Source organism: Geobacter benzoatilyticus, assembly GCF_017338855.1.
GTDB lineage: Bacteria > Desulfobacterota > Desulfuromonadia > Geobacterales > Geobacteraceae > Geobacter > Geobacter benzoatilyticus.
Genome location: NZ_CP071382.1, coordinates 939,145 through 953,573, shown reverse-complemented (window position 1 = coordinate 953,573; position 14,429 = coordinate 939,145). Strand labels below are relative to the sequence as shown.

At 61.7% G+C, this 14,429-nt stretch carries 16 protein-coding genes; 3 read left to right on the top strand and 13 right to left on the bottom strand.

The annotated features are described in order from the left end of the window. Window positions 1-5 precede the first annotated feature (5 nt). From JZM60_RS04545 to JZM60_RS04535, 3 genes are all read left to right on the top strand, one after another. Window positions 6-470 (top strand): WbuC family cupin fold metalloprotein, encoded by a 465-nt coding sequence (locus JZM60_RS04545; protein ID WP_207164331.1) that lies wholly within the window; start codon window positions 6-8, stop codon window positions 468-470. A gap of 32 nt (window positions 471-502) precedes the next feature. After that, window positions 503-1,066 carry a hypothetical protein gene (locus JZM60_RS04540; protein ID WP_241426369.1) on the top strand — a complete coding sequence of 188 codons (564 nt, stop codon included), beginning with the start codon at window positions 503-505 and terminating at the stop codon, window positions 1,064-1,066. Window positions 1,067-1,306: 240 nt separating this feature from the next. Then, a complete protein-coding gene (locus JZM60_RS04535) occupies window positions 1,307-2,611 on the top strand; it encodes a pyridoxal phosphate-dependent aminotransferase (RefSeq protein ID WP_207164329.1) in 1,305 nt (434 codons plus the stop codon). A 93-nt stretch (window positions 2,612-2,704) separates the two neighbouring features. Here the strand turns inward: JZM60_RS04535 and JZM60_RS04530 are convergent, their stop codons facing one another. The 13 genes from JZM60_RS04530 to JZM60_RS04470 form a co-directional block, all read right to left on the bottom strand. Next, window positions 2,705-3,637, bottom strand: a complete 933-nt coding sequence (locus tag JZM60_RS04530) for a hypothetical protein (protein WP_207164328.1) — start codon at window positions 3,635-3,637, stop codon at window positions 2,705-2,707. A gap of 149 nt (window positions 3,638-3,786) precedes the next feature. Beyond that, on the bottom strand, window positions 3,787-5,400 hold the full coding sequence (locus JZM60_RS04525; RefSeq protein WP_207164327.1) for a methyl-accepting chemotaxis protein: 1,614 nt from the start codon (window positions 5,398-5,400) through the stop codon (window positions 3,787-3,789). A 1-nt stretch (window position 5,401) separates the two neighbouring features. Beyond that, entirely contained in the window at window positions 5,402-5,923 is a 522-nt protein-coding gene (locus JZM60_RS04520) for a hydrogenase maturation protease (RefSeq protein WP_207164326.1), read from the bottom strand. After that, complete coding sequence (locus JZM60_RS04515) at window positions 5,884-6,342, bottom strand: hypothetical protein (protein WP_207164325.1); 459 nt, start codon at window positions 6,340-6,342, stop codon at window positions 5,884-5,886. Before JZM60_RS04515 ends, JZM60_RS04520 begins: the two co-directional genes overlap by 40 nt. Then, complete coding sequence (locus JZM60_RS04510; RefSeq protein ID WP_207164324.1) at window positions 6,339-6,590, bottom strand: 4Fe-4S dicluster domain-containing protein; 252 nt, start codon at window positions 6,588-6,590, stop codon at window positions 6,339-6,341. Before JZM60_RS04510 ends, JZM60_RS04515 begins: the two co-directional genes overlap by 4 nt. Beyond that, window positions 6,590-8,011, bottom strand: coding sequence for a Ni/Fe hydrogenase subunit alpha (locus JZM60_RS04505; RefSeq protein WP_207164323.1), 1,422 nt, complete (start codon window positions 8,009-8,011; stop codon window positions 6,590-6,592). Before JZM60_RS04505 ends, JZM60_RS04510 begins: the two co-directional genes overlap by 1 nt. Beyond that, the gene (locus JZM60_RS04500; RefSeq protein WP_207164322.1) at window positions 7,989-8,939 is read right to left on the bottom strand and encodes an NADH-quinone oxidoreductase subunit B family protein; all 951 of its coding nucleotides are present in this window, start codon (window positions 8,937-8,939) and stop codon (window positions 7,989-7,991) included. Before JZM60_RS04500 ends, JZM60_RS04505 begins: the two co-directional genes overlap by 23 nt. Beyond that, window positions 8,936-9,448, bottom strand: coding sequence for a hypothetical protein (locus tag JZM60_RS04495; protein ID WP_207164321.1), 513 nt, complete (start codon window positions 9,446-9,448; stop codon window positions 8,936-8,938). The genes JZM60_RS04500 and JZM60_RS04495 overlap by 4 nt, the downstream gene beginning before the upstream one ends. A gap of 125 nt (window positions 9,449-9,573) precedes the next feature. Then, entirely contained in the window at window positions 9,574-10,113 is a 540-nt protein-coding gene (locus JZM60_RS04490) for a chemotaxis protein CheW (protein ID WP_241426368.1), read from the bottom strand. Window positions 10,114-10,422: 309 nt separating this feature from the next. Continuing rightward, complete coding sequence (locus tag JZM60_RS04485) at window positions 10,423-10,881, bottom strand: SH3 domain-containing protein (protein WP_207164320.1); 459 nt, start codon at window positions 10,879-10,881, stop codon at window positions 10,423-10,425. Continuing rightward, on the bottom strand, window positions 10,878-13,526 hold the full coding sequence (gene tssH / locus JZM60_RS04480) for a type VI secretion system ATPase TssH (protein ID WP_207164319.1): 2,649 nt from the start codon (window positions 13,524-13,526) through the stop codon (window positions 10,878-10,880). Before tssH ends, JZM60_RS04485 begins: the two co-directional genes overlap by 4 nt. A gap of 41 nt (window positions 13,527-13,567) precedes the next feature. After that, window positions 13,568-13,858, bottom strand: a complete 291-nt coding sequence (locus JZM60_RS04475; protein WP_207164318.1) for a PAAR domain-containing protein — start codon at window positions 13,856-13,858, stop codon at window positions 13,568-13,570. Between the two features lie 13 nt (window positions 13,859-13,871). Next, entirely contained in the window at window positions 13,872-14,423 is a 552-nt protein-coding gene (locus JZM60_RS04470; protein WP_207164317.1) for a hypothetical protein, read from the bottom strand. Window positions 14,424-14,429: the final 6 nt, after the last annotated feature.

Below are 14,429 nucleotides of genomic sequence, written 5' to 3'. Positions count from 1 at the left end.
ACCCTGTGAAAATCATCACCCAGGACCTTATGGATCAGGTGACCGGAGAGGCCCGTGACAGTGTCCGCATGCGGAAAAATTACAACCTTCATCCCAATGATGCCTTCTGCTGTCACCGCCTCCTGAATGCCATTGAACCCGGCTCCTTCATTCAGCCCCATCGACACCTGGATCCGAACAAGGATGAGTCGATGGTGATTTTGCGGGGACGGCTGGGTGTTGTGGCCTTCGACGAGGGGGGCGCGGTGACCGGCACCCACCTTCTGCAGGCCGATGATGCCGTTGCCGTCGATATTCCCCATGGCGAGTTCCACACCGTATTGAGTCTGGAGCCCGGCACAGTATTCTTTGAGACCAAGGGGGGCCCCTACCTCCCCCTGACCTCAGAGGAGAAGGCCCCATGGGCTCCCGTCGAGGGGGATGGTAGCGTCAACGCATATCTTGCTTCCCTTGTCGCCCTGTTTCGCTGACCATGATCGTTTTCCGGAAAATCATTCCTCTTTTGCTCTTCATATTATTTGTGCCGGCAGCCGGTGCGGCGCCCCCGCCTCCCCGGCCTGACACCGGCATAGGCGCCCTGCTGGTTCGTGCCGCCCCCGGCGCGACAACCCCGCCGGTGCTTGTTCTCTACAGGGAACCGGGGATAGGCCGTATTGCCGAAAAGAACGTTGCGGCGTGCCCTAATCTGGCGTCTATCCTCAAGACGCCGGCGGATGAATTTCCCCTTGTGGTCACTGCCCTCAAGGATGGGTGGATGAGGGTCATCTATGACGATGCCGGCCGCGCTGCCTGGGTGGAGCCGTTTCGCCGCTGGCCTTACCTCCGATGGGATGAGTTTCTCAAGGGAAAACAGGCATTGCTCCTGAGGGGGCTGAAAAAAAGTCATTACGTCCCACGGAGCGGGCCGGATGAGTCAGCGCCTGAACTGGAGCCCCTCACACCCGAGCGCAGCTTGCGCATCCTCGAAGTGGCGGGGGACCGGATTCGGGTCCTTATCGATCTGACCGTCATCGGATGGTTGCGGTGGAGGGACGAGGATGGCCGCTTCCTCATCACCCTGGAGTGAAAGACAAAAAATTATTGACGTCCGGCAACCGCCTGTGTTATTCGAGTCCCTTATGAAGAAAAACATCGTTTCCATCGCAATTGCAGCACGAGCTATCATCGCCGCGGCGTCCGTCGCCGCATGGTGTCCCGCTGCCGTGTGAGGAATCGTCACACTTCGTGTATCGAAAAGGCCGTGGGCATCCCCCACGGCCTTTAATCATTTCAGGATTCAATAAACCGATAAAAAGAGGGGGAAAACGTGAGAAACGAACTGGTTACGCCCGGCGCGGGCGAATTGACCTACGAGATCCGAAATATCGTTAACGTAGCGGAAAAGCTCCAGAAGCGCGGGGTGAAAATCAACTGGGAGAACATCGGCGACCCGATCGTCAAGGGGGAGGACATTCCCCGCTGGATGAAGGAGATCGTGGCCAATGAGGTGATGGAGAACGATACCTGGGGGTACTGCCACACCCGTGGTGTCCTGGAAACCCGGGAATTCATCTGCGGGCTCACCAACGGCCGGGGCGGTGCCCGGATCACCCCCGACGACATCATCTTCTTCAATGGTCTGGGAGATGCCATCTCCACGGTGTACGGCAACCTGCGCCACGAAAGCCGCATCCTCATGCCTTCCCCCACCTACACCACCCACTCCATCGGCGAGGCGGCCCACGCCCAGGCGTCGCCGGTCTGCTACCGGCTCGACCCGGCCAATAACTGGTTCCCAGATCTGGAGGATATGGAAAATCACGTCCGGTACAACCCGCAGATTTCCGGCATCCTCCTCATCAATCCCGACAATCCCACCGGCATGGTGTTCCCGAAGGAGACCCTGGAAAAGATCGTGGCCATTGCCCGCAGGTACGAGCTCTTCATCATTGCCGACGAGGTCTACAACAACATCACCTACAACGGCCAGACCACCGTTCCCATTTCCGATGTCATCGGCGACGTGCCGGCCATCGCCATGAAGGGAATCTCCAAGGAAATTCCCTGGCCCGGCTCCCGCTGCGGCTGGATCGAGGTTTATAATGGCGGGAAGGATGACCGCTTCAGCAAGTACGTGAACTCCATCCTCTCGGCCAAGATGAACGAGGTCTGCTCCACCACTCTCCCCCAGAAGTGCATTCCGGCCATCATGAAGCACCCGGAGTACCAGACCTACCTCCAGGAGCGGATCAGACGCTACGAGAAGATGAGCAACATCACCTACGACTGCCTCAAGGAGGTGCCGGAACTCATGGTGAACCGGACCAACGGCGCCTTCTACATGTCGGTTGCTTTCCGGGACGGCCTTCTCACCGGCCGCCAGTCCCTCCCCATCGAGAACGCCGAGGTGCGGGAGCTGGTGGAAAAGCTGGTGAATGCTCCCGGGGTCTCTCCCGACAAGCGGTTCGTCTATTACATCCTTGCCAGTACTGGGATCTGCGTTGTGCCGCTGTCATCATTCAATACGCCGCTCCAGGGCTTCCGGGTGACGCTGCTGGAGAAGGACGAGGCCGAGTGCCTGCGAATCTACCGGACCCTGGCCGGGAAGATTGCGGAGTATCTTAAGTCCTGATTGGGGCGCAGTTAGGGCTGGGAACACAGAAAAGGGGGGTGCTGATTTTTCAGCATCCCCCTTCTTTATGGGAGCAGGAAGTGGTGGTGGTCTTTACAGCAGGGCGTTGACTATTTCTTTGCGCAACTCTCCCTGGTCGTTGTCTTTCAGTGTTTGGAGCAACATCTTTTCCAGCCCCTTGGATTCCTTATCGAAGCCCATTCTGGAGAGGGCCGCAATATCGGTGGCCATGGCCTTGATGTCAGGAACGGCGTTAGTGTCGCTGGAGGCCGCGGACGAGAGCGCTGAACCGTACTTTCCGGTTATGGCTGCAGCCTGCTTGATGCGTGCTTCAAGCTGTCTGCCGATTTCCAGTTGAAGGGTCGCCTTCGTCCCCTCAGATTCGGCTTCCAGCAGCAGGTGTTCCGCCCCCTCCGTCAGGGCGGAGCCGATCGGCAGCAGGGGAATTTCCGCCTTGCCGTTCGCATCGAGGGTGTGGGTGGTCTTGGCGGTGCCGGCTGCGATGGTCAGGGTGCCTCCGGCAAGGGGCTTCTTGACGAACTCTTCCTTCTCGTCAAGGAGCTTTTTCTCTTCGCTCAATACCTCTTTTTTGAACCGCGACTCGCTCTCGATGTTCAGGAAAGGGTTCAGGCCGGCAAAGCTCACATCCAGCAACGTATCGGTAAAGCTGTTGGGCAGGAGCCCCAGGAGGAGAAAATCCACCATATTGACCGTTACGGCCACCGGCAGGGTTGCAATCCCCACCGGGATTTCATACAGTTCCCGCAATCCCTGATAGGGCGTGAAAACGTCATAGGCGACCTGGTGCTCGAAACTCTTTACCGTAAAAGTCTTGGCCCCCTGAACTGATACCTGCAGGCGCGGGGAATTGACAACAGAGCTTCCCTCGCTCGTCATGATGTCAAGATTATAGCTCTTGAGCTCCCGCTCCACATTGGTCTCCACGGTCTTCTGGATCGGCAGCGAGTTGGCGCATCCCCCCAGGAACAAGGCCGTGGCCAGCAATACAAGACTACAGTTTTTCACAAGTATCCTCCAAAATAAGTGGTAATTGCCGTCTCGCGGCCAAACAGATCTTTCATGTATGCAAAAATCGTGCAGGATTATGGCCAGGGCCGCTTGTTTACAGTCCGACGGCGGATAATGTCTGCCGGGTTCCTGTTGAGGCCGCGCAATTATACGGCGGACTTCGCCAGTTTGAACTTGCTGACCATTTTCGACAGCTTTGTCACCTGCTGACCCAGCCCCTGGGCCACTTGGGACGACGTGAGGGCGCAGGCGGCGTTCTGTCGTGTCACGTCGTTGATGTGGGTGACGGAACAACTTATCTCTTCGATGGCGCTGGCCTGTTCCTGGCTGCTTTGGGATATTTCATCGGTAAGGGTGCTGATGGTGGATGCCCCGGTCACCGCAGTGGTCAGGTAGCCGTCGATTCTTCGGGAAAGGTCCTCCCCCTTGCGGGCCTGTTCCACTGATGTCCTGATGAGGGTGTCGGTCTGCTTGGCCGCGTCGGTGGAGCGCTTGGCCAGTTCGCGGATCTCTTCGGTCAGGGCCTGGAAGTCATTGCCGGCGCCCTCCACATGGGCTGCCGAGATGGCCGCGTTCACCCCCAGCAGCCCGGAATTTGAGGCGACGCTCTTCAGGTCGTGGATGAGTTCGAGATATTCGCTCACCAGTTCATCGGTGGTGCTGGTGGTGCCGGCGTTGGGGGTGAATGTGACACGGCGCCGGAAATCGTGGAGCAGGGACACCGACTCCTCGCATTTTTTCGAAAGGCTTCTCACCTCGGATGCGACCACGCTGAAGCCGTTGGCCGAGGAGCGGATCAGGGCGGCCTTGTTGGTGGCGTTGGCGGAGAGCTTGTCGGTCTCCTTGGCGATGGAGTCGATCTGCTGGACTATCCCGACGGTGTTGTCGGCGGAGGTGCGTATTTCACCCATGGCATGAAGCATCTGGTCCATGACCGTTTTCGCGGTGCCGATGGACTCTGCGGCCTGCTGGGCCACCTGCCGGGCATCGGCGGTGTTCCGGGCACTCTTCTGGGATGTGTCGGCGATGTGGTTGAGGACGCCGGACGCCTCGGTGAGCTGGGTTTCCTGTTCCCTGGTCCCGTCCGTTACGGTCTGGCTGCTGGCAGCAATCTGGCTGCCGACGGCCGAGACCAAGTCCACCGTCTCTGCCATCTGGGTGACGGCGGAGTGGAGGGACTCCGCCGTGGCGTTCATTGCCTTCTTGATGGTGGCGTGCTCTCCGTGATACCGCCCCCGCATCCTGGCGCTCAGGTCGTATTCTGCCAGGTTCTTCAGGACGCTGCTCGCTTCGTTAACGGGGTCGATTACCGCGTCGAGGGTGCCGTTCACCCCCTTGATGAGGTCCCGCCAGATCCCCTCGAAATCCCAGTCGTTCCCCCGGGTCTGGAGCCGCCCCTCGCCGATGTTGCCGATGAGGTGCCGGGTTTCGCTGTGGAGGCCGTAGAGGGTGGCCAGGAGGGTGTTGAGGTTGCGCTTGAGGTTGTTGTATTCCCCCGAGTAGTCGTCGATGACGAAGGGGGGAATCCGGCCGTGGGCGATCTCGTCGATGGCGCCGGCGGCCAGGCGAAGCGGAGTCACCAGGGTGTCCAGCATCCGGTTCACCGTGAGGATCAGGGCGGCGTCTTCACCGGCGTATCGGGCCGGGTCTCCCCGTTCGTCGAGCCTGCCGTCCACCATGGCTTCGGCAAGCCGCTGAATTTCTTTATGAAGCGTCATGCTGGTCTCTTCTACGTTTTGGGCGGCGACTTTTCTCTTCATGTCAGATTCCTTGTTGGAGAGATTGAAGATGCTCCCGGACGGAGGCAACGGCCGGTTCAATGGCGGCGGCCACCTCAGGCGACATGGCGCTGCGGGTCCGGTTGAAGCAGCAGCCCTCGATTCCCACCAGCGTCACCGTGGACGGGAGCCGTTCCGGGTAGAGAAGCCTCCCGATGTCGATGGTTTCCTTCAGACCGATGAAATGGGCCGATATGGCTCCCGGCCCGAGATCGGGGAGCTCATCCCAGCGGAGCCTGTGGATGGTCCCGGTCGGAGCGCCGAACTGGACTGCATCCACGACGATCATGGCCGAGTCTTCATCGGTCAGGTAGTCCAGGAGGGCGATTCCCCCCACGGCCGCATAGTGGAGGGTCACCCCCGGCGGGAGGGGGGATTCCGTGAGCTTCCGGTAGACTTCGAAACCGACGGCGTCGTCGGCCACCAGGTCGTTCCCCACGCAGACTACTACCACTTTGCCGGGCGTTACTGGGTTTTGAGGTTCAGACGGCACTGGTTTCCGCATGAAACGACCTCCGATTTTACCGGGCGGCAGATTAGCTCGTTCAGAATGCCGTCCAGGTAGGCGTGGAACAGGCGGCAGAGAGCCGCCCCCATGTCGAGCCCCCGCTTGGCGCAGACTTCCCGCATGATGCAGTGGTCGAAGAGGAGGGTGCGCTCCGTCCCTTCTCCCTCCAGCCTGAACTGATACCCCGCTTTCATGCGTCCATTGAGAAGCTCGACCACCTCGTCCAGGGTCGGATTCGTCAGGTGGACCGGGAGCTTGCGCGCCATCTCCCGCCCGGCGATCCTTCCCACCGACGCCGTGGCCCCTCCCATGATGTTGTCAACGGTGGCCGCAAAGATATCCAGGAGGAAGGCGACTTCGGTTGCGGCGCTCACATGGTCCTCAAGGGTGACCTGTCCCGTGGTTGCAGTGCTCATATGAACTTCTCCATCTTGGCGCAGAAGGCCAGGTCGCGATAGAAATTCTTCACGACGTGATAGTCGTCGTGGGTCAGGGCTCCGGAGGGGCAGAGGTAGGCGCAGGAGAGGCAGGCGATGCAGTCCTCCTGGTGCTCCGTCACGCAGAGCCGCTTTTCCTCGTCGAAGGCAAAGACCTTGGTGGGGCAGATGTCAACGCACATGCGGCAGCCGCGGCATGCTTCTTCATGAAGCTTTATCTCGACCATCAGCAGTTCCTCCTGATGACATGGGGCCTGTCGGCACGGTTCACGACGATTTCCAGGGGCATGGCCCCCAGGGCGTGGGTGGCGCAGGAGAGGCAGGGGTCGTAGCAGCGGATGCCGAATTCCACGGCGTTGAGGAGCGCCTGGTCGTCGGGGCGGTTGATGACGTGGGAGGTGGCGGCCTGGGCGATCATAGTGTTGATCAGGGCGTAGTTCTGCTGGGTCGCCACGATGAGGTTCGCCGCCCGGACGATGCCGTTCTCGTCGATCTCGTAGTCGTGGATCAGGGTTCCCCGGGGGGCCTCCACGTGCCCAACCCCTCTTCCGCCGGAGAATTTCACCGGCACCCGGGTCTCGCCGTGGATCTCCGGGGAGGCCATGATTTCCTTCGCCCGCTCGCTGCAGTAGAGAAGTTCGATGAGCCTGGCCCAGGGCTGGAGGGCATTGGCGTGGCAGGGGCGGCCCATGGTCCGGACGAATTCCTCCCGCTCCCGGTCCGCCAGGGGGGTGCCGTACCGGTCGGAGACGTTGAGCCGTGCCAGGGGGCCGACCCGGTAGTCGTGGCGGCTGTCCCCCTCCACAAAGGAGACCTGCTTCATGTAGGAGAACTCCACTGCCGATTCGGACATATGAGAGTCGTAATCCGCCGTGGGGAACTGGGCTTTCAGGGCGCCTCCCCGGTCCACGGCGCGGATCTCGCCGTTCACCAGGGCGATGGTGCCGTCGGCCTTGACTGTCCCGACGCTCCAGGCCGGTGCAACCCATTCCTTGAGCATGGCAGGGTGGGAGTCGAGCATTTTCATGAGGAGCTGCTTCACCACCGGGGCCAGTTCCAGCACAAGCCCATGGACCTCGGTGATCCAGGCGTTCAGCTGGCGCTCCCGGTCGGCGTCCAGCACAAAGGCGATTCCCCCGGCCACCGAGGTGACGGGGTGGGTCCCCCGCCCTCCCACCAGCTCGTTGATTTTCTGGCCGATGGAGCGGCACTGGAGGGCCTTTTTGGCGATGTCGGGGACCGCCTGCACCACCCCCACCACATTGCGGATGGCGGGGTCGGCGTCGAGCCCCAGGACCAGGTCGGGTCCCTGGAGCACGAAGAGCGACAGGCAGTGGGAGTGGATCAGGTGCCCCATGTACATGAGCTCCCGCAGGAGTTTCGCGGCGGTTGGCGGCTCCACGCCTGCGGCGTTGTCCAGGGCGTTGCTGGCGGCCAGGTGGTGGGCCGTGGGGCAGACCCCGCAGATGCGGGCCGTAACCAGCGGCATCCGGTCCGCGTCCATGCCGGTCAGGATCTTCTCGAAACCGCGCAGCTCGTTCACCACGAGCCCCGCGGACTTGAGCCCCCCGGCATCGTCCAGGTCGATGAATACCCGGGCGTGCCCCTCGATGCGGGTTACGGGGTCAATGGTTATGGTCTTGTTCATAGTCGTCTCGTTCCTCGTCGGTCCATTTCCGGATCAGGAAGGTGGGCTTCTCGCCGATCATGGGGGTCGCCATGGTGTAGGAGTAGTGGGTCTTGGCCGTCCGCTCGATCTCCCGGACTATGGCGTCACGGGGGATCTCCGTCAGGCGCGACATCCGCTCGGCGATCTCGGTCCGGATGTCCCGGTTTGGCTCGGTCAGCACCTGCATGGTGGCGCCGGCGCAGCCGCTGCACGGGATGCCGTTCAGGGGGCAGGGGGACATGCAGCGGTCGAGGGTCACGGATCCCATGCAGAGGTATCCCTGGCTCAGGAAGCAGCGGTCCGGGTCGGGAACCCCTTCCGAATTCTTCCGGATTCGGTCCACCTCTGTCTTTTCCATCTTTCTCCGGCAGCGGGCGCAGACCGATTCGCCGGTGGCGGTGCGGGGGGAGCGACCTTCCAGCAGGGCCAGGAGGGCATCGAAGACAAAGGCCGGATGCGGTGCGCAGCCGGGGAGGTAGAGGTCCACGTCGATGACGCTGTCCAGGGGAGAAACGGTCGGCTCCAGGGGCGATACCTCCCTTGTTGGCGGTGTATGGGTGCCGGTTGTCTTGTTGCCGGTGTAGACCGCGTCCATGATCTCTTCGCGGGAGTGGACGTTGCCGGCCCCGGCGATGCCTCCGTACACGGCACAGGAGCCCCAGGCGATGATCAGGTCACAGCTCTTGCGCATCTCGATGGCCGCGTGGCGGTCATGGTCGGTTCTGATGGCGCCGGAGACGAGCCCCACCTTCGCCTTCGGGTAGTCCTTAACGTCGGTCAGGACCGGGCAGCGCTGGATGGTGACGGAGTCCAGGACTGAAAGTATCTTCTCGTGCAGGTCGACGATGGCAATGTGGCAACCGGAGCAGTCGCTCAGCCATTCAAGGTTTATGGGTATGGTGCTCACTGATCTTCCTCCTTCTTCCTGTGGATCACCAGCCGTTTCAGGCAGGCGTTTTCCCCGGCGTGGAGGATCTCCAGGGTGGAATCGACTCCCATGACGTTCAGGAGCGCCCCGGAGAAAAAGCCGAACATCATGGTGCAGAGGGAGCCCTTCTGGTGGTGGCCGAAGCGGAAGAGGGACTGGCGGATCATGCAGTCCCGGAAGACGAGTTGGAGGTCCTCGTCGCCGCTGTCGGTGGGTTGGATGAGGGCCGGCCGGTCGTGAGCCTTGAACGGTTCGAAGTGCCAGAGGCAGTTGTTGTCGAGAAGGACTTTGTGGACCGCCTCCAGGGCCTCCTCCACGTCGTCGGTCTTTCGGATGTCGGCGGAAAGCAGCATGCCGAGCCGTTTGCCGGCCAGATAGGTGATGCTGTTGGCGGATTCGCCGATGGCCTCTTCGATGCCGCTGGCGATGGCGCCGAGAAAGGTCATGGTCTCCTGGAGTGAGGCGCGGGTGGTCATGAGATCGGACATGATTTGGTCCCTTTTACTGGGGGATTGGGTCACCTGCCGGCGGGGAGTTCTTGGGAGGGGTGACACCATTGTCACTCAAGGCAATGCAGGGATTTATCCGCTTGCCGGTTCATTTTCATAATGATTCAGAAATATTCCTCCGGCCGGGAGGATATCGCGCCTTTCAGGTCGCTTATTTCGTCGGAAGTAAACATCTTTTCCAGATCGAGAACGATTACCAGCCGGTCCCTTGCGTTGCCGATTCCCCGGATTGCTTCGGCATCGCATCCTGCCGTGCCTGCCGGAGCCGGCGACAAATCTTCCAGCGGCAATTTCATCACCTGGGTCAGGGCGTCCACTACGAATCCGACCGTTGCATGTTTCGAGGAGGTTACGACTATGACTTTTTCAGCTTCTTCGACGGTGCATTCGCCGGATATGTTGAAGCGTTTGCGGAAATCGATTATGGGGACGACTCTGCCGCGCAGGTTGATGATCCCTTCCACATGTGGGGGAGAAGCGGGGACTGTCGTGATGGGGAGCATTCTGATGATCTCCTGAACCTTCAGAATATCGAAACAATACTCCTCCTTCCCGATCCTGAATCCGACCAGGTGGAGAGGTTTTCCCGCGGTTGATCTATCCCTGTAAAAATTCGGCAATGATGTCACGGGTGTAACCCCCATGTTTCTTCGCTTTAACCGAGGCAAGCCAGAGCTGTTTTGCTTTTTTCAGAACATTGTTTATTGATTATTTGGCGGCCGTTGCTTCGGGCAAGCCGTTGTTGCGCTTTCCTCTATGTTCTAAAAAATGCTCATGTATACAAAAGGCTATCGGCAATGGATTGCTTAACTTTAGATTTTTTTTAAATAAATGCGAGTAACTAAAAAAAAATAGGAATTGTTGGGAAAAACTGCATTTTGTTGTTGGGGTAACGGGGCATCTTAACGATGTGAGGGGAGAAAACCAGGGGGCCGCAAGACGGCCCCCGGTGTTTAGTGCATTGCAGTGCCGGCGTCCACAAATTTCCCGGCGACCCACCCTTCGCTAACCTTCGTGCCTCGTTTCCAGCGGATCTTTGTCCAAGAACCTTCTGTGCCGAGGACTTCCACCTTCTTCCCACCCATGAGCACCGCTATCGGCTTGTTGTTGGTGGAGGGGGCCGGGCGCACGTTCACGTACTTATGCCGTGGATCTATTCTTCCGGGAGCCGGTGCGGTAGGAGGTACTTGCGCTTGTTCGACGCTCGTTGCCTGCGCTCCCGCCGATGTGCCGGGTACAACCGGTGTCGAGGCGGTTGTCGATGCCTGCAACTCACCATCAAAAACGGTTCCCGGCGCCTGGGGACCGGTCTTTTTCCCGACCGGTGCGGTATTGATGCTGGTGCAGGCCGTCGTGAGGGAGAGAATAAGTGCTGCCGTGGCTAAATGCTTTGTTTTCTGCTGATAATTCACCGTTCCATGCCTCCATTGGTATCGATAGCGACGGCAAAGGAGCCGTCGTCCGTAGTGTCAAGTCGTATTGCCTCTGGCGCTTCTCCGGTTCCGAGCAGGGTAAGAAGTTCCCGTGAGAGGAGCGGCATGAGGGTGCTCCTGAGAATGTGGTCGATGGTCCGGGCGCCGCTCTCCACTTCGGTGCAGCGGGCCGCGATCCGTTCCGTTACCGCCGGGCTCCACGTGAGCTCCGACCGGCTGTTCTCCCGGAGCCGCTCCGCCACCCGGCCGAGCTTGAGGGTGACGATCTCCCCCAAGTACTCGGGGGCCAGGGTCAGGTAGGGGACCACCGACATCCGGGCCAGGAGCGCCGGTTTGAAGTGCCGGGAGAGTTGGGGGCGGATGGCTTCTGTCAGTTCCTCGGCGGTGGGCGGTCGATCCCCGGCGCAGAGACCGGTTATGACATCGGACGCCAGATTGCTCGTGAGGAAGATGACCGTGTTGGCGAAGTCGATGACTCGCCCCTCGCCGTCAGCCAGCATCCCCTTGTCGAAGACCTGGTAGAAGAGGTTCATGACGTCGGGGTGAGCCTTCTCCACCTCGTCCAGGAGCACCACAGAATAGGGCTGGCGCCGCACCGCCTCCGTGAGGACCCCCCCCTCGCCGTACCCCACGTATCCCGGAGGCGAGCCGATGAGGCGGCTCGTGGTGTGGCGTTCCTGGAACTCGCTCATGTTGATGACGGTCAGGAACCGCTCCCCCCCGAAGAGGAGATCGGCCACGGCCAGGGCCGTCTCGGTCTTCCCCACCCCCGAGGGCCCCACCAGGAGAAATACCCCCAGGGGCTGGCGGGGGTCCTTGAGCCCCGCAGCAGAAGAGCGGAGCACCTCGGCCACCGTCGAGAGGGCCGGCTCCTGCCCCTTGATGCGGCGGCGGAGATCCTCCTCCAGGGTGAGGACTCCGGCAGCTCGGTCCTTCCGGAGGCTCCCCAGGGGGATGCCGGTCCAGTCGGCCACTACCCGGGCCACCACCTCCGGGTCCACCTCGATCCGGACGAGGGGCGCGTCACCCTGGAATTCCGCCAGCCGGGCCGTGGCCTCTTTCACCCGTCTTTTCAGCTCTTCCCGCGAAACGCCGCTCTCTGCCCCTTCTTCGGGCGGCGTCGCCAGATCCTTTCGCAAGGCCACCACTTCAGCGGCCAGCTCCCGCTCCCGGTGCCAACGCTCCGTGATGGCTGCCAACTCTTCCCGAAGCGCAGCCAGTTCGTCCGTCAGCTCAGTCAGGCGCTCGTCGTCCACGGCCCGACCATGGAGCCGGTCCCGGCAGATGGCCGCTTCCTCCCGTTCCAGGGCCTGGATGCGGCGCTCCTTCTCCTCCACGGCACCGGGCTTCCCCGTGAGCAGCAGCTTAACCCGGGCCGCTGCCGTATCCAGGAGGTCCACCGCCTTGTCCGGGAGCTGGCGCCCCGACAGGTAGCGGGAGGAAAGCCCCGCCGCCGTCCGGATCCCGTCGTCCCGGATGGTGACCCCGTGGGCCGCCTCGTACTTCTCCTTGAGCCCCCGCAGGATGAGGACGGCGGTCTCCACGTCCGGCTCGTCCAGCTTCACCGGCTGGAACCGCCGGGCCAGGGCGGCGTCCTTCTCGAAATATTTCTTGTACTCGCTCCAGGTGGTGGCGGCGATGGTCCGCAGTTCCCCCCGGGCCAGGGCCGGCTTCAGGAGGTTGGCGGCGTCGCCCCCGCCAGCCTGGGCGCCGGCGCCGATGATGGTGTGGGCCTCGTCGATGAAGAGGATGATGGGGCGGGGCGACCCCTTTACCTCCTCGATAACACTTTTGAGCCGGTTCTCGAACTCCCCCTTCACCCCGGCCCCCGCCTGGAGAAGCCCCAGATCGAGCCCCAGGAGCCGCACCTCCCGCAGGGCCTCGGGGACGTCCCCCTCCACGATGCGGAGCGCCAACCCCTCAGCCACGGCGGTCTTCCCGACCCCCGCCTCCCCGACGATGATGGGGTTGTTTTTCCTCCGCCGGGCCAGGATGTCGACCATCTGGCCGATCTCTCGATCACGGCCGAAAACCGGATCAATCTTCCCTTCCGTCGCCTGGCGGGTGAAGTCGGTGCAGAAGCGGTCGAGGGAGGCGCTTCCCCGCTGGGGCTCATCCCCGGCTGTCGGGCGAGCGCCGGCGGGGGCATGTTCCACCGAACCCGCCGTGGCCGTGCCGAAGCGGGCCAGGAGCGTCTCCCGCCCCATGGGGATGAGAAGGTCCACGTAGCGCCCCGCCGTAAGCTGGAGGGGGCGCCCCAGGAGCGCCAGCAGCAGCGCGCCGGAGCGGACCCGCTCCTCCCCCAGATCGAGAGACGCGATGAGCCACCCCGCCTGGAGCCACTCCAGGAGCACCGGCGAGAAGACCGGCTTCCCCGAGTTGCCTGCGGGAAGCTCGTCGAGGACGCGGGTTATCCCCGACTTAACGGTGGCGGCATCCACCTCGAAGGCCCGGAGAATGAGGGGAAGGTCCCCCGCCGGCTCGTCCAGAAGCCGTGCCAGGAGGTGCTCAACGGTCACCTCGTAGTGCCCGCGGGCCATGCAGAGCCCCGCCGCCCCCTCCAGGGCGCCGGAGCAGTGGGGGTTGAGTCGGGAGATGAGGGCTTTCAGGTCAACGGTAAGCATGGTGCGGTATGGTCTCCTTGCGGTTGATTTATACGTCTGGCTCAGCCGATGAGGACGTCCCCGGCCCCGGCCACCACCACTCCGCCGTGGGCGGTCTTGCTCCCGATGATGGCGGCTGGCCTGCCGTTGATGAGAACCATGGGAGCCCCCTGGACGATGGTGTCGGGGCCGCCGGCCTCGCACTGCGCCTTGTCCCCCACGCGGGCGGCGGGTTTCCCCTCGATTAGGACATCCGGTGAGCCTTCGATAATCGGCCCTCCCTTGTGGGGTTTTTTTCCTTCACGGGCGGGGCAGGTGTGCATGTCGCCCAGGCGGGCAGCGGGTTTTGCCATGGGAGTCCTCGGGTTATCGGAGAAGTGTGACCTTGAAGGCCTTGAGCTGGTTGAGCCGGGTTTCGAGATGTTTCTGGGTTTCCGACAGGTCGAGATCCTCGGTCAGCGGAATCCGCTGCGCGAACTGATAGGCCTTGACCCCCGGCGTCCCCTCCTCCATGACGAAACGGTGGAGGTTGTATTCGACGTAGGGAAGGTGGGGCGCGCCTAGGAACATCTCGATGACGATGTCGTTTTTGCGGTCCTCCGGAAAGTAAATCTCCGACCTTGCCACGAAGAGGGGCTTTCTCTCCTCCAGATAGGGGGGGACTATGTCGGAAAGCGACTCCACCGAAGGCCATTGGCGGACACCGATTAGGGTTGTCCAGTTCTCCAGGGTTTCACCTGGCGTGAGATATTCGTTGGTGAGATTTCCTTCTTCGGAAACGTCAGTCCACGCCAAGTGGTATTTCGTTCCTTCAAACGTGAGCGGAAGTGTCGCTGGACCGGCGGCGACGGCTACCTTCGTTAAGAGGAAAACAAGCATGACGGCGGTGAGTGCGATGCGAGTGAATGACGTGTTCATGGGTTG